General features: G+C 38.8%; 22 protein-coding genes. 10 read left to right on the top strand and 12 right to left on the bottom strand.

What is annotated here, in order from left to right; genetic code table 11:
• Positions 1-32: 32 nt before the first annotated feature.
• Complete coding sequence (locus tag ACTIEV_RS00770; RefSeq protein ID WP_322196609.1) at positions 33-914, top strand: lysophospholipid acyltransferase family protein; 882 nt, start codon at positions 33-35, stop codon at positions 912-914.
• 82 nt (positions 915-996) lie between these two features.
• On the opposite strand, the gene ACTIEV_RS00765 is transcribed toward ACTIEV_RS00770, so the two are convergent.
• From ACTIEV_RS00765 to ACTIEV_RS00750, 4 genes are all read right to left on the bottom strand, one after another.
• On the bottom strand, positions 997-2,412 hold the full coding sequence (locus tag ACTIEV_RS00765) for an MBL fold metallo-hydrolase (RefSeq protein WP_322196608.1): 1,416 nt from the start codon (positions 2,410-2,412) through the stop codon (positions 997-999).
• 86 nt (positions 2,413-2,498) lie between these two features.
• Positions 2,499-2,834, bottom strand: a complete 336-nt coding sequence (locus ACTIEV_RS00760) for an ArsR/SmtB family transcription factor (RefSeq protein ID WP_178887553.1) — start codon at positions 2,832-2,834, stop codon at positions 2,499-2,501.
• 106 nt (positions 2,835-2,940) lie between these two features.
• Positions 2,941-3,627, bottom strand: coding sequence for a tRNA (adenosine(37)-N6)-threonylcarbamoyltransferase complex dimerization subunit type 1 TsaB (gene tsaB, locus ACTIEV_RS00755; RefSeq protein WP_322196607.1), 687 nt, complete (start codon positions 3,625-3,627; stop codon positions 2,941-2,943).
• Positions 3,624-4,247, bottom strand: coding sequence for a 3-hydroxyacyl-CoA dehydrogenase family protein (locus ACTIEV_RS00750; RefSeq protein WP_322196606.1), 624 nt, complete (start codon positions 4,245-4,247; stop codon positions 3,624-3,626). Before ACTIEV_RS00750 ends, tsaB begins: the two co-directional genes overlap by 4 nt.
• A 65-nt stretch (positions 4,248-4,312) precedes the next feature.
• On the opposite strand from ACTIEV_RS00750, the gene ACTIEV_RS00745 reads away from it, so the two are divergent.
• Complete coding sequence (locus ACTIEV_RS00745) at positions 4,313-4,699, top strand: RidA family protein (RefSeq protein WP_322196605.1); 387 nt, start codon at positions 4,313-4,315, stop codon at positions 4,697-4,699.
• Here the strand turns inward: ACTIEV_RS00745 and ACTIEV_RS00740 are convergent.
• The gene (locus ACTIEV_RS00740; RefSeq protein WP_322196604.1) at positions 4,694-5,635 is read right to left on the bottom strand and encodes an aldose 1-epimerase; all 942 of its coding nucleotides are present in this window, start codon (positions 5,633-5,635) and stop codon (positions 4,694-4,696) included. The two genes, ACTIEV_RS00745 and ACTIEV_RS00740, sit on opposite strands and share 6 nt — an antisense overlap.
• A gap of 96 nt (positions 5,636-5,731) precedes the next feature.
• On the opposite strand from ACTIEV_RS00740, the gene ACTIEV_RS00735 reads away from it, so the two are divergent.
• Both ACTIEV_RS00735 and ACTIEV_RS00730 read left to right on the top strand, forming a co-directional pair.
• Positions 5,732-9,076, top strand: coding sequence for a methylmalonyl-CoA mutase family protein (locus ACTIEV_RS00735; RefSeq protein ID WP_322196603.1), 3,345 nt, complete (start codon positions 5,732-5,734; stop codon positions 9,074-9,076).
• 43 nt (positions 9,077-9,119) lie between these two features.
• On the top strand, positions 9,120-9,710 hold the full coding sequence (locus ACTIEV_RS00730; protein ID WP_322196602.1) for a hypothetical protein: 591 nt from the start codon (positions 9,120-9,122) through the stop codon (positions 9,708-9,710).
• A 7-nt stretch (positions 9,711-9,717) separates the two neighbouring features.
• On the opposite strand, the gene porZ is transcribed toward ACTIEV_RS00730, so the two are convergent.
• A complete protein-coding gene (gene porZ / locus ACTIEV_RS00725; RefSeq protein WP_322196601.1) occupies positions 9,718-12,045 on the bottom strand; it encodes a type IX secretion system anionic LPS delivery protein PorZ in 2,328 nt (775 codons plus the stop codon).
• A gap of 129 nt (positions 12,046-12,174) precedes the next feature.
• On the opposite strand from porZ, the gene ACTIEV_RS00720 reads away from it, so the two are divergent.
• The 6 genes from ACTIEV_RS00720 (at position 12,175) to ACTIEV_RS00695 (ending at position 16,816) form a co-directional block, all read left to right on the top strand.
• Entirely contained in the window at positions 12,175-12,408 is a 234-nt protein-coding gene (locus tag ACTIEV_RS00720) for a hypothetical protein (protein WP_322196600.1), read from the top strand.
• Positions 12,409-12,552: 144 nt separating this feature from the next.
• Positions 12,553-12,738, top strand: coding sequence for a hypothetical protein (locus ACTIEV_RS00715; RefSeq protein WP_322196599.1), 186 nt, complete (start codon positions 12,553-12,555; stop codon positions 12,736-12,738).
• A gap of 26 nt (positions 12,739-12,764) precedes the next feature.
• A complete protein-coding gene (locus tag ACTIEV_RS00710) occupies positions 12,765-12,962 on the top strand; it encodes a hypothetical protein (RefSeq protein ID WP_322196598.1) in 198 nt (65 codons plus the stop codon).
• A 71-nt stretch (positions 12,963-13,033) separates the two neighbouring features.
• Entirely contained in the window at positions 13,034-13,501 is a 468-nt protein-coding gene (locus tag ACTIEV_RS00705) for a CPBP family glutamic-type intramembrane protease (RefSeq protein ID WP_322196597.1), read from the top strand.
• Complete coding sequence (locus tag ACTIEV_RS00700) at positions 13,494-14,672, top strand: HlyD family efflux transporter periplasmic adaptor subunit (RefSeq protein WP_322196596.1); 1,179 nt, start codon at positions 13,494-13,496, stop codon at positions 14,670-14,672. The genes ACTIEV_RS00705 and ACTIEV_RS00700 overlap by 8 nt, the downstream gene beginning before the upstream one ends.
• Positions 14,669-16,816, top strand: coding sequence for a peptidase domain-containing ABC transporter (locus ACTIEV_RS00695; protein WP_322196595.1), 2,148 nt, complete (start codon positions 14,669-14,671; stop codon positions 16,814-16,816). The genes ACTIEV_RS00700 and ACTIEV_RS00695 overlap by 4 nt, the downstream gene beginning before the upstream one ends.
• 3 nt (positions 16,817-16,819) lie before the next feature.
• Here ACTIEV_RS00695 and ACTIEV_RS00690 read toward each other — a convergent pair whose 3' ends face one another.
• The 6 genes from ACTIEV_RS00690 to ACTIEV_RS00665 form a co-directional block, all read right to left on the bottom strand.
• Entirely contained in the window at positions 16,820-17,440 is a 621-nt protein-coding gene (locus ACTIEV_RS00690) for a response regulator transcription factor (protein WP_439515882.1), read from the bottom strand.
• A gap of 7 nt (positions 17,441-17,447) precedes the next feature.
• Positions 17,448-18,227, bottom strand: a complete 780-nt coding sequence (locus ACTIEV_RS00685; RefSeq protein ID WP_322196593.1) for a sensor histidine kinase — start codon at positions 18,225-18,227, stop codon at positions 17,448-17,450.
• A gap of 740 nt (positions 18,228-18,967) precedes the next feature.
• Positions 18,968-19,426 carry a hypothetical protein gene (locus tag ACTIEV_RS00680; RefSeq protein ID WP_322196592.1) on the bottom strand — a complete coding sequence of 153 codons (459 nt, stop codon included), beginning with the start codon at positions 19,424-19,426 and terminating at the stop codon, positions 18,968-18,970.
• 238 nt (positions 19,427-19,664) lie between these two features.
• On the bottom strand, positions 19,665-20,852 hold the full coding sequence (locus ACTIEV_RS00675; RefSeq protein ID WP_322196591.1) for a hypothetical protein: 1,188 nt from the start codon (positions 20,850-20,852) through the stop codon (positions 19,665-19,667).
• Positions 20,853-20,862: 10 nt separating this feature from the next.
• A complete protein-coding gene (locus ACTIEV_RS00670) occupies positions 20,863-21,510 on the bottom strand; it encodes an ATP-binding cassette domain-containing protein (protein WP_322196590.1) in 648 nt (215 codons plus the stop codon).
• A 79-nt stretch (positions 21,511-21,589) separates the two neighbouring features.
• Positions 21,590-23,323: a DUF4836 family protein gene (locus tag ACTIEV_RS00665; protein WP_322196589.1), complete on the bottom strand. Its 1,734-nt coding sequence runs from the start codon at positions 23,321-23,323 to the stop codon at positions 21,590-21,592.
• Positions 23,324-23,368 lie beyond the last annotated feature (45 nt).

The raw sequence follows: 23,368 nt of genomic DNA, 5'->3' as shown, positions 1-23,368 counted from the left end.
CAAGAAATCAAAAAATCAAGAATTCAAAGATCATGTACACCCTTGTATCAGGCTTATTTCATTTACTCTCCCGACTGCCTTGGTGGTTGTTATACTTGATAGGTGACGGTATTTATGTATTGCTGTACTATGTGTTCGGATATCGGAAAAAGGTAGTGGCGGCGAATCTGTTGATTGCATTTCCGGAGAAGACGGCAGTTGAACGAAAACAGATCGAAAAAAAATTCTATCATAATTTTGTTGACACATTTATTGAAACCATCAAACTATTTTCGGTTTCAGAGAAGGAATTGAGGAAACGATTTACCTGTAATATTGAAGTGCTCAATGATTTGTATGCAGGTGACCAGAATGTACAAATAGTCAGCGGACATTATTTCAATTGGGAATATGCGAATTTGGGAGTTGCTATGGACAGTAAGTTTCCATTTGTAGCAGTATATATGCCTTTGAGCAATAAAGTATTTGATCAATTGATTTATAAATTCAGAACCCGTTTTGGTACACTACTGGTGCCTGCAAGTGAGTTCAAGCAAAATTTTCATCAATACGCCAGAAATCGATACGCATTAGCATTGGTGGCAGATCAAAACCCGGGTAATCCGGCAAAAGCTTATTGGACTAACTTTTTCTCTAAACCGGCGCCTTTTGCTCGAGGACCGGAGAAAGGAGCAAAGATGAACAATACAGCGATTGTCTATGCTCATTTTTATAAAGTGAAACGTGGTTACTATCGATTGGAGTTTGAATTGATCACCACAAAGCCACATGATTTTGCAGACGGCGAACTAACCAAGCTATTGGTAAAAAAAGTAGAGGACTCTGTCCGTAAAATCCCAGACAACTATTTATGGAGCCACAGAAGATGGAAATATAGTGATCAGGCAGAGAAGTATAAGCACTTGATGGTTTGATGTCGGATGTAGGATGTAGGATGTAGGATGTAGGATTTGTTGTGATCTTTCAAATCCGACATCCGACATCAGAGATCAGAAATTAATTCAACACTGCTGTTGTTTTCTCAATGCTGAACTTGTCTTTTAATTCTTTGATTTGTCCCCAACCACCCAGTACATTTCTGAGGTTATGGATGCCTTGTTTCTTCATGAGGGATGCTGCTATTACACTTCTGTAACCACCGGCACAATGCACATAGATATTGTGATTGTCTTCCAGATGTGCCATACTTCCGGGGTCTGTAAGTTCATCCAAAGGAATGTTCAATGCTTCTTTGATATGTCCGTCAGCATATTCAGGAACTTTTCGAACATCTACAATGACAAGTTGTGGATCAAAAGGCATATCCATTGCCAATTCATCTGCTTCTACATCAATGATCATATCGGTAGGCTCACCGTTGTTTTTCCATTGCTCAAATCCGCCTGCCAAGTGGCCGGCAAATTTTTCAAATCCAACCCTAGCCAAACGCACGATACTTTCTCTTTCTTTACCGGGTTCTGTTACCAACAGAATTTCTTTATCAAATGACAACAAGCTACCCGCCCATTCTGCGAAGCGACCTTCGAGCCCGATAAACACTGAACCTGGAATAAATCCTTCTGTAAAAACAGAAGCTTTGCGCGTATCTAATAAGAGAATATTGTCGTCTTTGAGTTTTAGTTTGAATGCAGGAATATCCAATGCCTGCATTCCTTTTTCCAAAACAGCAGCTAGACTTTCATACCCTTCCTTGTTGATTTTGGCATTGATTGGAAAATATTGTGGTGGAGCAGCGAGTCCATCTGTCACCGCTTTGATAAAGTCTTCTTTGCTTTGTTGTTGTAATGCATAATTCGTTGCTTTTTGCTCACCAATGGTACTGAAAGTCTCCGGCCCTAAATTTTTTCCGCAGCTGCTACCGGCGCCATGTGCAGGATAAACAATTACATGATCAGCTAGTGACATGATCTTGCCTTGTAAGCTTTCATACATCATTCCTGCAAGATCCTCCATTGTAATTTCTTTTCCTTTTTGTGCGAGATCGGGTCTACCCACATCTCCTACAAACAAAGTATCACCGGTGAAAATAGCATGGTCTTTTCCGTTCTCATCTTTCAACAAATAACAACTGCTTTCGAGTGTATGTCCGGGTGTATGCAATACTTGCATGCTCAGTGCACCAATAGAGAAGGTTTCGCCATCTTTTGCAACATGAACAGGAAAGTTGGTGGTAGTACCCGGACCATATACAATAGTAGCACCTGTTGCTGTAGCGAGATCAAGATGACCGCTCACAAAATCAGCATGAAAATGTGTTTCAAAAATATAGCGAATGGTACTTTTTCTTTCTCTGGACAGTTTCAGGTATTCATCGATATCCCTCAAAGGGTCTATTACTGCTGCAATACCATCACTTTCAATATAATAAGCTGCCTCACTCAAACAGCCGGTATATAATTGTTTTACAAACATATTCCTGAGTTTAAGGCAAAGATAGTCCAATGATCAAGCCAGAAAAGCAGATCACGGCTAAAAAAGGCATTCTGTCAGTTAAAATATCAGCCGACGAGTGATTCTACAAAACCGACCACTTCATTCAAGCGTGCATAGTTAACGGAATAGAAGATGAATTTACCATCACGTGTAGTACTTACAATACCTGCTCTGCGGAGAATAGCAAGGTGTTGAGAGGCTACAGACTGCTCCAGGCGAAGTTTTACATAAATTTCTGTAACCGTCATTTTTTGATGATCGTCAAGTAATTTGATGATTTGCTGTCGGAGTTTGTGATTGATTGACCTAAGTATCAGAGCAGCTTTCTTGGTATGAAGAAAATCTACCTTGATCGGGGATTTGCCATTGTTTAGTACAACGGATTGTAATGATTGACTCATGACAATTAAGTTGATTGGGGGGTTAACAAACTAAAATTGTATTAATAAAGATACGAAAATCTTTATTGATTTATTGTATAAAATTTATATACAAATAAGCACTATACTAGTTTTTTACCTTGCCTGAAGTATCAAAAAAAGCTTTTAAATACAGCGGTTCGCTATAGGCTAGATCTGCAAAGGCTTGATCAGCAAAGGGTTTTAACACCCGCTGGGCCAAATGTCCGGCATGCTGATGACCGGTTTTGAATCGCATTTCGGGGTGGCTTAAAATTCCCTTTAATTTTTCAGCGCCGCTTCCAAAGAACAAAATTGATTGCTTTTTGAGGAGTTCTGAAAAAGAATGCTGTTCAAGTATCATGGGTTGTGGCTCCAAAATTACTTGCAGTGATTGATCGTATACAGCGGTAAAGACTTCCATTCTTCTGGCATCAATCATCGGGCAAATCAGACAATCTTCTGTTTGTTTTTCCCCTTCCTTGGCAGCCGTAGCCATAACTTCCAAAGTATTGATGATAATCAAAGGTTTATTTAGTGTATAACAAATACCCTTTGCACTTGCCAAACCCACCCTTAAGCCTGTATAACTGCCCGGTCCGCCGGTAACAGCTACGGCATCTATCTGTATGAGTTGTAAACCCGTTTTTTTAACTAGGCTTTGAATAGCCGGCTGTAAAAAAGAAGCATGATTTTTTTGATCGGTACTGATCTCCATCTCCAATACACGATCGTCTTCACTCAAACAAACACTGGCCTGTTCTGTGGCTGTATCAATGTTGAGAAAATAACTCATGGTGTATTTGTTTTGGATAATGCTTCTGCTGTTAAAGCGGGTGCGGGTGTGTACCGATCATCTTCTTTTGCCAGTACTTGTAATAAATGATAAACCGGCTGCACTCCAATGATATCACACCATTCAAATGGTCCATGCGGATAGTTCGTACCTAATTTCATTGCAGTATCAATATCCTGTTTGGTACTTACTTCATCGCCCCATGCAAAATAGGCTTCATTGATGATCATAGCAATGACGCTGGCCGCAATCATACCGGGTACATCGGGCACAATTTGATGATTCCATCCAAGTGTTGCCAATATTTGCTCAAACGGCATTTTATTTTTTGGAGGAACCACTTCTAGAATGGTACGTTCCAAAAAACCATTCCAAGCATTGATACGGATATAATTGTCAGCCAATGTATCAGTGGTGGTCAATACAGCGTTCACAAAAACCGGCGCTGTCTTAATCTCAGGAAAAGCGGCACCTTCAGTTTCAAAACACAGATCGAACCATGCATCCGCCTGATCGGGTAATGTATCGATCCCTTTACGGTAAATAGTTACCGTATCCGGAATGGTTCGGGAAAGAAAAACAGCAGTCTGTTGCGGACTGGCATTCAACACTATTCGCATCCTGCAAATTTAGGTTGGCAGGTTGATAGAAATGCAGCAAATTGCCAATCACTAAAGAAGTTATTATGTCCAAACAAATCATTAAAACCGATAAGGCGCCATCGCCAATCGGCCCTTACAGTCAGGCAGTAAAAGCCAATGGTATGGTGTTTTTGAGTGGTCAGGTTGCCTTTGATCCTGCATCCGGTGAGTTGCGAATCGGTGATCTGCAAACAGAAACCCATCAGGTGATGAAAAACCTGGCAGCAGTGATGGAAGAAGCGCATATCACTTTTGAGCATGTGGTAAAGACCAGTATTTTCCTGAGTGATATGGCACATTTTGCACAGGTGAATGAAGTGTATGGTTCTTATTTCAAAGGTGATTTTCCAGCACGCGAAACAGTGGCAGTAAAACAATTGCCACGCGGTGTAAATGTGGAGATCAGTATGATTGCCGTAGTGGATCTATAATACGTCTACCCGATAACTAGTTGCAAAAGAAACAGGTTCATTGGGTAACAAATGCAATAACCCCAATCCATTATTAAAAGCATTCGGAGCAGCACTGAGATTTTCAATGGCTACACTTTTCCGATGCGGGGGTGTATATACTTGCAGGTAAGGATAGTTGATCAATGGTTGGATCACTATTCTTACCTGTTTATTTTTTAGCTCACAATATCCTTCTTCTGTTGTTGGGAGTATAAATGAGTTATCTAGGAAAATATCTTGTAAAGAATGACCTGCTATAAAACGATCATCTGTTTCTTCTTCACCTGTGGGAATCAATTCAGGATCAAACACCAATTTTCGGCTGGTATTAAATTTCAGTTCACATGCATCCACAGATTCACCGGTAGTAAAATAAGGATGCCATCCATCGCTAAAGGGAATGGCTTTCTCGCTATGGTTCATTGCAGTGGTAGTAACTGTTAAACTATTGGCAGATGTAAGCTCCCACTTTACAGAAAGGGTATACTTAAAAGGATATCCTGAAAAATGTCCTTTGTATTGATGTTCTAGTTCAACACTGGCTGCCTTTTCATCGGCAACCCAATCCTTGATGGTATATACCGCATCATAGAGGATACCATGTAAGGCATGATTGCCCAAATAAAAACTATCCATGGTATATGACTGGTCATCAAAATGATAGCGACCGTTTAGAAGTCTGCAAGCGAAGGGACTCATTTTCGCACTCTTAAATCCATCGGTAATATGAGCCATGGCATGGTCGGGATCGGTGAATCCATCAATCACATTCAAAGCTCCCTGTGCTGTTTGTACCACAAAAGCATTTAATAAGCCACCGAAAGCAAAAATTTCGGTAACGGTACCTGTCGTCGTATCTGATAAACGGATGGTCAGACGACTTCCTTCTCCTGTTGTTTGAATGGAAAATGACATATGGGAATTTATGTAAACATACCCCTCAAAAAACTAACGATTGTTAACCATTCGGCATAAAACTGCTAAATTTGCACCTCAGTGAAAAGTAAGGATATGTCGTATCAACCCCAGCATAAAATCAGAATTGTTACCGCTGCCAGTTTATTTGACGGACATGATGCTGCCATCAATATCATGCGTCGCATTCTTCAGTCAAAAGGGGCGGAGATCATTCATCTCGGGCATAACAGAAGTGTTGCTGAAATAGTAGAGTGTGCCATTGAAGAAGATGCACAAGGTATTGCCATTACCAGTTATCAGGGTGGACATGTAGAGTTCTTTAAATACATGCGTGATTTGTTGGAGCAAAATGGCTGTGGTCATATCAAAATATTTGGTGGTGGCGGTGGAACCATTCTTCCCGAAGAAATCCGTGAATTGCACAATTATGGTATCACGAGAATTTATAGTCCGGATGATGGTAGGAAAATGGGATTGGAAGGCATGATTGAAGATGTGATTCGTCAGTGTGATTTTAATTTGAATGGAACAGGGGTCTATCAGAAGCCAATGACACTGGGTGAAGTAAAAGATATCAGAACCATTGCCCGTAAGATTACCAATGCAGAAAATGGTGTTGAAGTAAACAAAGAACAATCAAATATAGGAGCACCGGTATTAGGTATCACAGGAACGGGTGGTGCAGGAAAAAGTTCTGTAACCGATGAAATTGTAAGAAGATATCTGCAGTTGTTTGAAGACAAAACAATTGCCGTGATATCGGTTGATCCTTCTAAGAAAAAAACGGGTGGAGCTTTATTGGGAGATAGAATTCGCATGAATGCCATCTCACACCCCAGAGCGTATATGCGCAGTTTGGCTACACGTGATGATAACACTGCTTTGAGTGCGCATGTACAAGATGCGATTGATATCTGTAAAAATGCAGGCTTTGATTTTATCATTCTGGAATCAGCAGGTGTGGGACAAAGTGATGCATCGATTCTTGATTTTTGTGATGTGAGTTTGTATGTGATGACACCTGAGTATGGTGCAGCTTCTCAATTAGAGAAGATCAATATGTTGGATTACGCTGATGTAGTATGTATCAACAAATTTGATAAGGCCGGTGCATTGGATGCTTTACATGATGTGCGTAAACAATACAAGCGGAATCACAATTTATGGACAGCCAAAGATGAAGATCTTCCGGTTGTTGGAACCATCGCTGCACAATTCAATGATGCAGGCGTGAATGAGTTGTTTGAAAAGTTGATGCTGACCATTGAGCAAAAAATAAAAACCTCATTTGGTGATTTTTCGAAAGAAGGGCATACAAAAGAAACTACTACCAAATCTCAGATCATTCCACCAAAGCGTGTTCGTTATTTGGCTGAGATTGCAGAGAATAATCGTGGCTATGATCAGTGGGTGAATGAACAGGTGACGATTGCCAGTAAATTATACCAAATTCAAGGTGCACTGGAAGCAGTGAGCGGAGAAGTGGCAGCCGGATTACAGGAAGTAAAAAAATCTTTCGAGAAAAAACTACATCCTGAATGTCAGCAACTGATTGAGCAATGGCCGGCATTGGTACAACAGTATGCCGCTGATTTCTTTGAATACAAAGTGAGGGATAAGATCATTCGTCAGCCATTGACCACAACTTCATTGAGTAATACAAGGATACCTAAAGTAGTATTACCCAAATACAAAGACTGGGGCGATATTTTGCGTTGGCAGTTACAGGAAAATGTGCCCGGAACATTTCCATATACAGCAGGTGTATTTGAATTGAAAAGACAAGGTGAAGATCCTACGCGCATGTTTGCAGGAGAAGGTGGTCCGGAAAGAACGAACAAGCGTTTTCATTATGTATCACTCGGACAGCCGGCTATTCGTTTATCAACCGCATTTGATAGTGTGACTTTATATGGTGAAGATCCGGCTGTACGCCCGGATATTTATGGTAAGATCGGTAACAGTGGTGTGAGTATTGCAACCGTGGATGATGCCAAAAAATTATACAGTGGTTTTGATCTATGTGATCCCAAAACATCGGTAAGTATGACCATCAATGGTCCGGCCCCGATCTTATTGGCATTTTTTATGAATGCAGCCATTGATCAGTTGTGTGAGAAATACATTGAAGAGAACGGTCTGTGGGCACAAGTAGATAAAGTCTTTGCTGAAAAATACAAACAGGTTACCAAGCCGGTTTACTATAACCCATCTTCACCGGAACGTTTACCGGAAGGAAATAATGGTTTGGGTCTTCGTTTGCTAGGATTAAGTGGCGATGAAGTATTACCGGCAGATGTGTATGCAAAAATTAAAGCAGAAGCATTGTCGCAAGTGCGCGGAACCGTGCAGGCAGATATTTTGAAAGAAGATCAGGCACAAAATACCTGTATTTTTTCTACGGAGTTTGCATTGAAATTGATGGGTGATGTACAGGCGTATTTCATTGATCAGAAAGTAAGAAATTTCTACAGTGTCAGTATCAGTGGTTATCATATTGCAGAAGCAGGTGCTAATCCCATAACACAATTGGCATTCACATTAGCGAATGGATTTACTTATGTAGAGTATTACCTAAGTCGCGGAATGCATATTGATGATTTTGCGCCGAACTTATCATTTTTCTTCAGCAATGGTATGGATCCTGAATACAGTGTGATTGGTCGTGTAGCCAGACGTATTTGGGCCAAAGCCATGAAGAATAAATACAAGGGCAATGATCGTTCACAAAAATTGAAGTACCATATCCAAACAAGTGGAAGAAGTTTGCATGCACAGGAGATCGACTTCAATGATATCAGAACTACACTACAAGCATTGTATGCGATCTATGATAACTGTAATAGTCTTCATACCAATGCTTATGATGAAGCCATTACTACACCTACAGAAGAGAGTGTAAGAAGAGCCATGGCCATTCAGCTTATCATTAACCGTGAATTAGGAAGTGCAAAAACAGAGAATTTCATACAAGGAAGTTTTGCAATTGAAGAATTGACGGATCTGGTGGAAGAAGCAGTATTAATAGAGTTTGAAAGAATCAGTGAGCGTGGCGGTGTATTGGGTGCGATGGAAAGAATGTATCAGCGCAATAAGATCCAGGAAGAAAGTCTTCACTACGAAACATTGAAACATACAGGTGAACTGCCATTAATTGGCGTCAATACCTTCCTGAATAAAAAAGGAAGTCCAACAGTATTGCCTGGAGAAGTCATTCGTTCTACTACGGAGGAAAAAGAACAACAGATCCAAAACCTGCATGCTTTCTGGAAAAGAAATGAAGGGAAGTCGGTAGCAGCGTTAGCGCAATTGAAACAAATAGCCATTCAAAATGGTAATCTGTTTGAAGCATTGATGGATACCGTGAAATATTGTTCATTGGGACAGATCACACATGCATTGTATGAAGTGGGTGGACAATACAGAAGGAATATGTAAGAAGCATGTTGATTTCTGTAAAATCTACTATAAATTTACCGGTATGAAGTATTCACTATTTCTTGTGTTCTGTTGTTTATTTTGCATGCATATCAGTGCAACAGCGCAAGTTCCTGCCAGACGTTATGATAGTTCCATGAAAATTGGTAAAGCGGGATATAGAGTAACCTGTACCAATCGTAATCCTGAAAAAAATTCTATTAATATTTCACCTATAGGGTTCAGTAATGAAGTGCGCGATTTCAGTTTTGAAATCAAAGGCCGCATTTTACGTGCAGAAGTAGATGATGTAAACCGAGATAATTTCCCTGATTTACTATTGTATATCTATCATGGAGATACGCTGAACAAGGGGAATCTTATTTGCATCAGCTCTGAAGCCAATAATAGTGTTGTTCCCATTGGTTTTCCAGATATTGTAGATGACCCCAAAATCAGAGAAGGTTATCGTGGGTTTGATGAATTTAGAGTGATGGAGGGTGTAGTTACCAGAAGATTTCCTCTTTTTACAACTGATAGTTTAGGTGCTCAACCCACCGGGAAAATGCGTCAGGTGATGTATCGTATTGTCCCGGGCGAAAAGGGCGGGTTCAAATTTCAAGTTGCGCGTACTTATGATTATGTGAAGCAGTAATACTCTTTTATCTGTTTGCTGTCATCACAATCTTAGTTGCGATACGTTCTTCTCCAGAATCATCTCTTACCAGTACCAGATACACACCACTGGCTACTTTGGTACCCAGATAATTTCTTCCATCCCAAACGGCTTGTCCGCCTAAGGAGCGGGTTTGATAAACCAGTCTTCCATTCAGTTCTGTAATTTTTACCAACGCCTTATCTACTAACCCTCTAATAGCAACCGTGCCATTGAAACCGGGAGGAACCGGATTGGGAAATACCAATACTTTATTTTGTGTTTCAGCAGGTGTAGTTGCTGTACTTCTAAAACTACAAAGTCCTTCAGAAGTAGCTATAAACAGTTCACCGGTAACAGGATCGATGGTTAATTTTCGAACATCGTTACTGAATAGCGGACTGTTCTCTGCCGTAAATCGATACACTATTTTTTCTCCGTTGGAAGAAAGCAGCCATAAACCATTTCGAGTACCCACCCATTTTCGGTTAGCGCCATCCACTGCCATGCATTGAACCACTTCATCGCGGAATAATAATCCTGCAAAACGATCTTGTTGTACAATGGGTTGAATGGCTTCACATCCTGCAGCGGAAAATGCTAATTCCGGACAACGAATGATGCCAATACCTCTGTCTGTTCCTACCCATACAGCGCCATCTCTGTCTTTCACAATGCTGAATACATTAGAAGAAGGTAGGTTACCATTGCCGCTTCCTTGTCTGTAATACTTCCATCTGTCATCAGCCAGATTATCAATATCGGTTCCGGGATTGAAACAAAACAAGCCATTGCCTTTCGGACTGATCGCCCAAATCTGATCAAGGTCATCTGTAATCAGTTGGGCGATGGCATTTTCGCTGTGAGTAAAAGGAATGGAGAAAGACCTCCAGTTATTATCTCGCTTGCGTACGCTTAGATTTTGTGGTGCCCCATAATTGGCTACCCATAGTTGTTCTTTACTATCAAAAGTCAATCCACTCACACGTGTACTGCCCGGATCGCCAATAGCAGCTCTTAAGCTACTATTGAATTGTTTAAAAATATTGAATTGATCATTGGCAAAACGAACCAATCCACCTCCATAACTACCTGCCCAAATCGCTTGATCACGTGGATCAATGGCTACTGTGATAAAATCTAAAACAGAATCCAGTATCGGCGTATTGAAAAAACCTCTGGAACTCCATGCATTGTCTTTCAATACATAAAACCCATCTCTATTAAACAAATAGTTCCAGGCATCATTCACACTACCGGCTGTAGCAACTGTTATATTACCATTAGAAGCTAATTCACCAACAGCAACACCGGGAGGTCCGTTGGGAATGAATCGATCTGTGGTATTATCGGTTCTTGATAGACCACCAAAGCGATCGGCCACCCAGATTTGTGCGTTGTCTACAATAGCAGATAATGGCAATGAGATGATACCACTAGCACCGATGGTTCTAGTGATGGTTCCATTGGTATTTAATAACAAAACCCGTGCAGCCCCGGTGTTTGTACGTTGACAAACAGTTAACTGATTATCGGCAGCAGTGATCGAAACAATGAGCCAGTTGCTATCATGGTATAAGAGCTGCCAGTTGCTTCCGTTTTGAATGAACAAAGAATCTCCTTTTTGAACAATCACATTGTTATTGGCAACGATTACATTTTTAATACTGCCTGTCGGAAGTTGATGGGTACCACTTACCAAAGTCCAGTTGCTGAAATTAGCGGGATTGTTGACAGTAGTGCTCGCTGTTTTAAGTCCCTCTTCCGTAGCTGCGTAAAAAAAATTATTGTGTAAGGTAAATCCGTTCACTTTTACTTGGTTACCATTATTACCAATGATCCAAGTATCCTTGATTTCTCTTCGATTGAGATCAGTAACAATGATACCAAGTCCGCTAGCCAAATAAGCCAGACCATTATTACAAAAAATCTGTTGGATCGATTTATCGCCGGCAATGGCGCTATTGGCAATATCACGAATATTATGAACAATACTGCCTTTGAGTAGATCGAGATTGCTGTTGTTATACGCAACCACTAATTGATTGGTACCGGCATCCCATCCTATACAGCGTATGCCTATATCATTGAGTCCCGTTACTTTGGAATAACGGGTGAGTTCATTCTTATCATCAATGGAAAACAAAGCTTTGGTTGTAGCGCAATACAACTGTGATCCTTTCACTACCTGAATGGTTTGCTGATAGTTCAAGTGTTCACGCCATTGTCCAATCGGAGGTACTTGTGCACAGATGTTATGACTCATGAGTAAATAGCCCATCAGCGATATCGCTATTAGCAGTAAAGTTCTACAAGTATACAAGCGATGTTTCATCGTCATAAGTAAAGTTACAGGATAAAAATATAGGTAATTCTACGACGAAGTTTTATCATAAAAATCAGGTGTTTTTGCGGTTTTTGTGAAAGAGAAAGCGGTCTATTTTGGCATTCTAAATATGATACTATGTCCACTCGAATCGCTATTGACCAAATCAAGAATATCAATCAGCTGATTGTGAAAAAGAACACAGGCAAGCCTGCTGAAATGGCTGTAAAACTTGATTGTTCGCTCACAACTCTATTCACGTATCTCTCAATGATGAGAACGATGGGAGCACCCATTCGGTACAATAAATTTAAGCAGACTTATTACTATGAAGAGGAGGGAGATTTTGTAATTGGCTTTATTGCGCGGTAAAGTTTTTTTCATACTCCGTAGGGCTCGTATTGAACAATATTAGTTTAGCATCAGATTCATAGGCCATGAATGGGAGTATTGTCGGTATGCCTTGTATCCCGCGCTGGTACAGAAGAAGCGACATTAAAAACTAAAACTGTTTGTATGAATCATCAAACATTAAAACTGGAGCCCCTATCAGATCAGGAGCTGATCAGTATAGAAGGAGGAACAATTCCATCATGGATGAAAAGGTTTGGATGGAGTGGTCTTATTATGGATGCCATAAAAAGCTGGGACGAGATCAAAAGCGAGTTCAGTAGAGGGTGGCATTTCGCTGATAATAAATGATTATTAAACCTTTAAAACAAATGGTCATGAAAACCAAAAATCAATCTAGTAGGCATTCATTTGAATGTCAGTCACTGTCTTCAAAAGAGTTGAAAACAATTGAGGGTGGTGGCTTTTGGGGAGATTTATTCTACAAAGTTGGTGTAACGTTTCGAAGCTTTTATGAGTTTACAAAAACTGCAGGGGAGTATCAGGCTTCATTACCACCAAGTTTGAAAAAATAATCGATATGAGAATGACCTCATGTTTCAAGTGAGGTCATTCATTACAATACATTCTCAAAACTTATTTTAGTATGTCAATTAGTAATCGTCTATCAAAGCTCATCGAAAGGCTCACAATTTTTAAGTTGGTCATTGGGGCGTATTTTATTAATTTTTTTGTTTCGGTCTTATTTGGGTACGTATTATTCCCGGAGCAAGATGCTAACCCGAATCAACTACCGGATAATATATATTTTATTGCTTCAATAATTGTGGCGCCATTTCTCGAAACTTGGCTGGTTCAATATACAATCATGGAATATGGGTATAAGTGGACAAAAAAATATTGGCCGGGTATCTTAATAAGTATTGTTGTGTTTTCAGTTCTACATCATTATTCAGTTCCTTATATGTTGAAAACATTGATTACCGGAACTGTATATACGTCAGTTTATTTTGTTTGTATGATTCGAAAATGGAATGGCTTTTTATGGACATCGATGGTGCACATGCTTCATAACTTGACTGCGTTAATCTTCAATTATTTTATTGATGGATAAGGAAAAGGAGCGATTACTGGAAGCCAATAGGAGCATCCAATTCTATCTCGCAGGATTTTCAGCCCATGCCAGACTCTTTTATATATCACTGATCCTGATCATATTGATCGGACTTGCCATGCTTCCTTTTTGTTATGTCAACGTCATCACCCGTACTGAAGGAATCATCCGACCCTTTCAGGAGCGAACTGTTGTTCGAAGCTTGATCAGCGCTACGATTCAGTCTGTTCATTGTAAAGATGGAAGTGTGGTTAAAAAAGGCGATACCCTCATCTTGTTTCAGCAATTGAATTATAGAGCACAAAAAGAATATATCGCACAAAAAATAAACAACTGTAAAAAACTGATAAATGATCTACTAGTGCTTACTCAACTGGATGTGTGGAAAGACACAACCATCCCTAACCGTTTGCAAACGGCAGTTTATCGTTCTCAATTCCTCCATTTTTATGATCAATTACAAGAGAAAGATATACTTAGTAAAAAATTACAGAAAGATATACTACTGTATGATCCGTTACTTCGGGAGAAGGTTATAGCACCTAATGAGTTTTCTGATATTAGGTTTCAGTTACTACAAGCATCGGCGGTTTTTCAGTTACAGATTAGTAAACAAATCAGCCAATGGCAACATGAATTGATTGAGCAACAAAAATTGTTAGTGGAATACAAAACGGAAAATAGTCATCTGCTATCGAACGCACAGTCTTATATCGTTAAAGCCCCCATAACGGGTACCGTATTGATGCAAGAACCCTTGTATGTAGGCACTGCTGTTATTCCTTCCGGAGAACTTTTATCTATTTCTCCCGCACAAGATCTGATTGTTGAATGTTGGATATCTCCTTCAAATAGAGTAACCATTTATCATGGACAAAGCATTACCTATTCAATTCCCGAAATCCGCAATCAGATGTCTACGCCATTACAGGGAAAAATTATTTTCATAGCAGAGGATTATACGCTTGTTAATAATAAGCCCATGTTTAGGGTTAAATGTAGTTTGAACCAAACAAGGGTTCAGTTACAAAATGGGTTTTCGTATGCATTAGGTCGTGGACTTTTATTGGAGACAAGATTCCTTTTAGCTAGAAAAAGTTGTTGGCAACTGCTTTATCAGCAATTATACGATTGGTTCAATCCTGCCACACTTAGTCAATCCGCCGCATGAAGAGGAAGATGGTTTGTGTGAAGCAACGAGATGTTACCGATTGTGGAGCCGCCTGTTTGGTATCCATTGCCGGTAGTTATGGGTATCGTTTTTCGGTTAGTAAAATCAGACAAATTGCCGGAACAGATAAACGAGGTACCAGTATGTTAGGTATGGTAGAGGCTGCGCAGAAAATGGGTTTTCAAGCAAAGGCGGTACGTGCAAATTCTGAAGTGATTCGTCAGATTCCACTTCCTTCTATTGCACATGTATTATTGGAAAATGGGTTGCAACATTTTGTAGTACTCTATCGAATCAACAAACATCAGCTCGTGTATATGGATCCGGGAACGGGTACACTAGTGAAGACAAATCCGGATGCTTTTGCCAAAATTTGGACCGGTGTACTTCTTTTACTGGAACCTTCAATAACAGTATCCGGTTCTACGGCCATCATCAGTACAAGACAAAGGCTATTTCATTTACTATACTCCAATCGATCCTTATTGTTACAAGGGTTTATGGGGGCCTTGGTATATACTATTTTGGGTCTTTCAGTCAGTATCTATATTCAGAAACTAGTGGATACCATATTTGTGGATGGAGATCTGGGATTTTTGAATCTGATCAGTATGATGATGATTTTATTGTTGTGTGTTCAACAATATACAGGTACGTTTAAGGCGGTACTTGGATTGCAGGTGGGGCAAAGAATGGATGCAGCACTCATTACCCATTATCTGCGTCACCTCTTACAACTCCCACAGGTTTTCTTTGATACTATGCGAACGGGTGAAGTATTGAGTCGAATTAATGATGCTGTTATGATCAGGAATTTTATCAGTGATACAATCATGCAGGTAGTAGTGAATAGTTTGATCCTGCTCTGTTCTTTTTTATTGATGTTTTTTTATAGCAGTAAGTTGGCTTTATGGATGCTCGTATTATTACCGCTTTATTTGGCACTCTATTTTCTGAGCAATAAAATCAACAAGTATTGGCAAAGAAAATTGATGGAAAGAAGTGCTGCCATGGAAACAGAACTAGTAGGTACTTTACAAGCATCAGCTACTATCAAACGTTTTGGACTGGAATATGTAATGATGGAAAAAAATGAGATGCAGCTTGTCGGTTTATTGCGTACCCTGTATGCTACCGGTACCAGGAATATTGCAGTTTCCTCTATAGCAGAATTTTCGACAAAACTTTTTACTCTCTTCATTTTGTGGATAGGCTCAATATTAGTGATTGAGCGAACACTTACACCCGGTACTTTGCTGTCTTTTTATAGTATTATCGGGTATTTTACCGGTCCTGTTTTGGTATTAATAGGAAGTACCAAAAGCTTTCAGGAAGCCATGATAGCATCAGATCGTCTTTTTGAGATCATGGAATTAGAAACTGAAAAAGCTACTCTGATCGGTCGTTATCAATGCTCTTTTACAGCAGGTGCCATTGTATTTGATAAAGTCAGTTTTAGATATGGTAGCAGGCAAATAGTCTTTACTGATTTGTCTTTTCAGATCAACTCGGCTGCTTGTATTGGGATAGCTGGTGAAAGTGGGTCAGGAAAATCTACTTTGTTACATTTATTATTACGTTTATATCCATTACAAAGTGGACAAATACGCATTGGTGACACGGATATCAATGATGTAAGTCTTAACGAATTAAGACAGAAAATCGCCATAGTCCCACAAGAGACGGATATACTCTCAGGTACTATTCTTGAAAATATCTGTTTGAATACAGCTGTTGATATGGATAGCGTAATAAAACTTTGTCAGCAAGTAGGATTAGATCATTTCATTCGCAGCTTACCGGATGGGTATCATACCGTATTACAAGAGCAGGGAACAAACTTATCTGGCGGACAAAAACAGAAAATTGGTATTGTGCGTGCGTTGTACCGTCAACCATCTATATTATTATTAGATGAAGCCACGGCTTCATTAGATACCATCAGTGAATCGGTAGTGCAGGAATGTTTGCAATACCATCGTCGAAAGGGTATAACAATCATTCTTGTAGCACATAGGTTAACAACACTTAGGTTCTGTGACGAAATATTGGTATTACAAGAGGGTAAACTAATAGAGAGGGGTTCACATCAATACCTGATACAAAAGAAAAGCCTGTATGCTACAATGTGGAATCAGCGTTAACGCTTATACGCTTACAATACCATGCTTGATAGCAAAAATGGCTAGTCCAACCCGTGTTTTGATGTCTAATTTCTTAAAGAGATTATCGCGATAGGTATCAACGGTACGTGGACTGATATGCATTTCTTCAGCAATCTCTTTATAGGTTTTATCGGAGCAGATCCATTGTAAGAAAATGGTTTCATTTTCTGTTAGGCTGCTGAGTGGAGATCCATCACCGAGGAAGGAGTCTTCATTGCTGATATAGTGCATGAGTTTATCACTCACTAATTCATTGATGAAATAACCTGTATCGCGTATGTTTTCGAGGGCTTGTTTAAAGACTTTGGGTTTACTGTCTTTGAGTAAATAGCCACGGGCACCATTTTTCAGCATACTTAATACCAATACCCTGGTTTCTGGCATATTGGCTTTGATCCATTCAGCGGTTTCAAAGCCATCCATTAATGGCATATTGATATCCAGTAAAACAATGGCCGGTGGCTTATTGTTTTTCAACGCCTCTATGAATTCCTTACCGTTACCGGCTTCCATAATTACTTTGAAGCCTTCAAATGAATTGATCATTGAAGCGAGACCGCTACGAAGTAATTCATGATCGTCCACAAGTGCTACAAAGGTCATACTAAGGTTATTTCGATTTCGCCTGCAATATAATGGCTGTTCCGTTTCCCGGCTCACTTTTTATATCAACAGTGGCATGAATCATTTTTGCCCTGTTAAATATGTTCTGTAAACCGATACCTGGTCCGGCAGTTTTAAATTTTTCCATGTCAAATCCAATCCCATTATCTTTTATGATCAGCTGAACTTCATTTTCGTTGCCCTCGATTTTTACAGATATCTGGTCAGCCTTGGCATGTTTCATGATATTATTGATAATTTCCTGAACCATTCTAAACATGATGAGGTCCGTATTCTTATCAATACCCGTAAAATTCTCTGCTACTGAAAGATCTGTTTTATATCGACCACTCTTCTGTAAGTTATTCAAGAGTTGTCTGATAGACTCAACAATTCCTATATCCTGTATCCTATTCGTTTGTAAACTATGACTCAGATCGCGTAAATCTTTGATTGCCTTCCCTAACAATTCATCGGTATGTTCCAGTTTCTCGTGCTCTTCAATATTCGTAAAGGTACTTAAGTTCAGTCTGACCAGACTTAATACTTGTCCAATATTATCGTGGATTTCTCTACTGATATGGCTAAAAGTTTGTTCCTGGATCTCTAGTTGTGATTTCAGAATGGTCTGTTCAAATTTGTTTTTCATCTCATCCCTTTCCAGTTGAAATTTTCTTTGTCTGCGTAAAAAAACAAATACGATCAGCAACAAGAAAAATCCGATTAAAACCAGAAATACCGATGCTATAACGATGGTGATGAGGATGTCTTCCTGTTCTTTCGGCATAGAATAAATGAAATAATAAATGATCCGTACAATATTACGTTCAAACCATTATTAATGTAAGAATATATCTCAGTTCCCTGCTTCCCTAAGGCTGCGCTTGTAAGATATTCAAAAAGTGCATTAATAATAACAGAACCTAAATAAAAAATTAGCAAACCAATTGCTACCCAAAAGAAAGGGTGCTCTGATAATTTGATATTGATTGAATCAGGTAAAATGGATTCATATAAAAAGAAGCAACTGTATACAACCATTAGAAAGGCACCTAACAAAAATGTATAACGATGAAACTTGTCAGTACCCTGAATATAGCCAATATTGATTGCCACTGAAATGATATAAACAGGAATTAATATGGTAATTATTTTTCTAAGTGTTTTGTTGGAGAGGTAAATCAAAAATAGGATAGAATAAAAAATGAATTCGCAAGTCGTAAAAACATTAAAAATCATATATCTGACTGATCGATATTCATTTGGGTTTTCAGTATTTGTCAATAGTTTAGCAATACATTCAACTGCAACAGTTATTATCAGAAATGGTACAAAATATATAAACGCTTTATTTCTTTTCAGATCCTTTAAAAAGAGTAAACTAATCAGTAGACTAAGGACTTCTAGATATAGGTGTAGATATTGTCTGAAATGTTCGGACATGCACTTAAATTAAGGAATAAACCCCTTCCAACATGGAAGGGGTTTATCTAATTTTTGAATCAACTATTTTAAGTAATTATTCTATTAAGGAACTAAACCACCATGGTTTAAGTATTTTTCTGATCCATCTTCAAAATTACCTCGAACATTTCCACTACTGGTTTTCTTGTCACCTGAGAAAAAGACAGTAAGTCTTCCGTCGTGGCTACCTCCTTTGTAGATTCCGAAATTCACAGTAAAACTTTTAGACCCCTCTTTTCTCAAAACGCTTAAAAAGTTTTGGATGTCTTTTATATCAAATCTAACAGAGGTAGATGTGTTAATATTTGCATTTGCATAATTAGCAGCAAGTTTAGCAGCTTCATTTCTGTCAATGATACCTGGAATGTCAGACGCATTGACTTCCACAGCAGCAATGGATTCGTTATTTCTTGTGCTGTTAACTTCGTTTGCAACACCATCCTGTTCTTTCTGGCAGGCTACCAGAAGGATGGTAACTACTGACAGTAGTAAAACTGTGCCTAAAATTTGAAACTTTTTCATCTGTCTATTTTTAATAGGTTTTGACCAAGGTTTAACGAAATGGGTGCTACAAGTTGTTAAGATGAGACTTATCCAGTTTTTTTTCCCATCAGATACAAAGTTCTGTTTTTTTTCTTATGAATGCACTATTTATTCACGGAATATAGGCAGGTGTTTTCACTGAATTTTTAAACCGTTTTTAAAACGAATATATAAAATATTTATTTATAAATATGTTGATAAACAATTTATATAATCATTATTTTGAAATATTAGTATGAATACTCTTTCGATTAAGTATATAAATGATTAATAATACTAAAACAGAAATGCTTATTGTGATAGAAGATATGAACGGGGAAATGTAAGCAGATTGTTGTTGTAAAAATAGGGCCAATGCATACTGTGCAACAGATATAACACATAACGAACACAGCACAATCCAAATATTGGATGGGAAAAATTGACGTGCTAGAAATGAGCGCAATTGTGATGGCGAAGCACCTAAACTAATCAATAGTTTTATTTCTTCTCTGCAAGAGCTGATGGTGAGTTGTATGAACAAGGAGAAGATCAACATCGCAAATAAAAACATGAGCAATCCTGTTACACCGGTAATATTCACCACTATTTCTACAATTTGTCTGTACTTACTAAACCTGGTTTTATCTTGATCTGTTGTCAATTGTTTTTTCTTCAAATAGCTGATCAAATCCGGATGTCCGGGATCCTTGGTTCTAATGATGATTCTGGATGGAGCACTACCTGTATTTTTTCCATACAATGCATTGGCATGATCCATGAATGATTGTGGAATTAATAAAGAGGATACCCTGTCGCTGAAACCTACTACTTTGCCTCTGAATACACGTGTTGTACCATCAACAGCATACACATTTACATTGAAAAAAATCATTTTCACTATTTCCCGTGTTAATTGTGGTAAGCCTTGTGATAATGAGAATTGAAAATTATAAATGTCTAGAAACATACCCGGCACAATGATGGGTACATAAGCACTGTTTTCATTCCAATTCCATTCTTTTGTGTTTACATCTAAAAACGCATCGGGAACACTTTCAAAAGCAATGTCTGTATAAAATGGAAAAACATCACTGCTGCTTTGAATAGAAGCTTTGAAGCGACTGGTTGCCAAAACACCTACTGCTTCTGTAAATGGCTGTGCTTTGATATCATCAATTTCTTCTTGTGTGAGTACCGCTTTTCCTATATTCTGATCGGTCAGTATTTTATTGACAACTAAAAAATTGGCTATACTGTCTTTGTTCTGTTTTCCTTGTAAAAGTTCATTGTAGTTCACCTGTATCTGTACCGCTGCCAGTATCAATAACAAGGCAACAGATAACCCCATGATGGCCATAGCATACCTAGCTCTGCCCGTAGCTGTTTTGATTAATTTTTTTAGAAGGATATTCAGATCATTCATGGTTGTCTACTTATAAATTCAATATTTGATCGTATGCAAAATGATGATCATCATCAAGATCAGTAATGATAAAACCTGCATTTCTGTCTTTACATTCTCTCATGATCAGCGCAGCAGCTTTTGCTGTATTTGCCTGATCTAAATGACTAAAGGGCTCATCCATCACCAACATGGAAAATGGATGAATCAGGGCTCTGATAATAGCAACTCTTTGCTGTTCTCCATAGCTGCAAATACCGGCTTTTTGGTGTAGAATATGTTGAACACCTAATTCCGTTGCCATGCTAAAAATTTTTTCCTGATCGTAATATGGTTTTTGTAAAACCCTTTTCAGTTCTATGTTTTCAAAGGAACTTAGGTTGGGAAATAAACGCAGATCCTGGAAAATAATACTGATTTTTTCTTGTCTGTATTGCGCCAATTGTTCAGCAGGTAATTGTTGTAAGCTCATGCCATCCCATTCTATTATACCACTATAATCTTCGCGCAATTTGTATAAAGAATGGATCAATGTAGTTTTTCCGGTACCACTGGGAGCTTTGATTTTTGTGCATTGCCCAGCAGAAAAACGAACCTCACGATTCCATACATCAGAACCTTGCTGCAGCACTTTGTCTTTCAGAGGGGTAGGTACAACATTATGTAGTGATAGGATCATGACGCTAAGTTATCATTCTATAGGGTCAAATAAAAAGTCCTGCTACAACAGGACTTTTTATTTGACGCAACAATTTCAATTAGTTCGTGCGGATGATCGCTGGGAAACCCCCGGGGAACATTTTCTCCTCCATTTCTTTTTGTCTGCGTGCTGCTACTCTCATGTCTACTGCGATATCTGTGATCAGACTGGTAAGGGTAACCAGACTGTTTTGTTTTTCGTTCTGCATGCGAATTTCAAATGTGCCTTTAATACTCTTGCCATCGAAATTATCTGAAGTGCCGATAATGTCTTTGAAAGTTTCTTTGGCAGTTTTCATAGATTGGTTATAATCTCCGCCATTACCATAAAATCCACCAATCGTATTGGCGATATCGAAATAGAAAACGGTTGATTTTCCTTTGAATCTGTTCAGTGTTTCGGTATTGATGACAGCTTTATTATTGCCAGACATATACTGTGTATACGTTAATGAATCACTAGCGATAACCAAATTTTTATCATCAGCCTGCATATAAATACCCAATACTTTCATCAACTCACCACTTTTATAAGTGCTGCCATTTTTCGTGAAATAGCCCAATTCGGTGGCTTTATCCATGAGCTTGGTAAAACTGGCTTTGTCGCCAACAGGTGCATTCAGTATCATTTTACCCATTGGTTTTTTCATGGTCATTTCTTTTTCATCTTTTCTTTCCTGAGGTTCAGGCTGAGAAGAACCCAGATCAGATACCACTACTGCAATCTCTCCTTTTAATGATTTATACAAGTCTTGAACGGAGAAACCTGTTTTTTCCATCATGCCATTTACCAATCCTTCTACTTCGAGTTGCTTCAAGAAGCCGCCAAAGATCTCCGGATTAAAAGATGCCAACACAATACCATTGATTTTATCAGATGGGTATCTCTCGATCATCGATAAATTAACCGTAGGTCCTGCATATTCCTTTAAAATATTACTTACCAATGGGTTGGTGAAAGTGTTAGATTTAGCCACAATTCTACCGTCCTCAAAGCTCAGCGTTGAAGCGGAATAGTTGTCTTTCAGTAGCTCCTCTACTTTCGGTAAAGAAACAGGTAACATGCTGAGGGCAGACAATGAACTGTTTGAAGATGTGAATGCATAACCATCTGCTTTCTCTTTAAACATGCCGGTAAATTCTTTCACGCTAGCCATCGATGCATCTTTCGCCTGTGTATAGTAAGTCTTTACCTGCTCTTTCATTTCAGCTTCAACATTCTTCTTTTCAGGAATCTTGAATTGCATGGTTACTGTATCATAGGTAGGTTGCTGGCTAAAATTGTAAATGGTTACGATTACATTTTTATCGCTCCATGAAACGATGGTATTGTCTTCTGCTACTAAATATGTATAGTCTTTTTCCTTTACAACCGTTTTTTTGCTGAAATCATCTTGTTTTTTCAGCCATGCTTCAAATTTGGCAGCATCTGTTAATCCGCCCATCAGGTTCATAACCGTAGTACCACCTTCAGGTGTAGATGGATTGCCTTTTTGTGATAGGAAGAAGAAGAACTGACTCTGCCAATTCACACCTGCATTGGTTCTAAACTCATTCAATTTTTCTTTGTCCTTTGCATCAATAGAATCGTTCTTAAATACACGACTCAGTAATGTATCGATGCTGATACCTCCTTTAGTGAGCTTGTCTTGCATCGCTCCCGGATCTAAAACGATCACAGCACTGGATGATTTAGGAATAAAGCGAGCCTCTTTCGGGCCACCACCTGAGCAGGAAGTAAATACTACCGCAATAACAATTACGGCTAAAACAGATTGCAGAGCAGACTTCATATGTATACATTAATGATTATAGTATACGAAGTTAAAGCCTACAAA

It is taken from the genome of Sediminibacterium sp., assembly GCF_051861365.1.
GTDB lineage: Bacteria > Bacteroidota > Bacteroidia > Chitinophagales > Chitinophagaceae > Sediminibacterium.
Note: the sequence above shows the minus strand (reverse complement) of the source record. Positions and strands in the feature narration are given on the sequence as shown.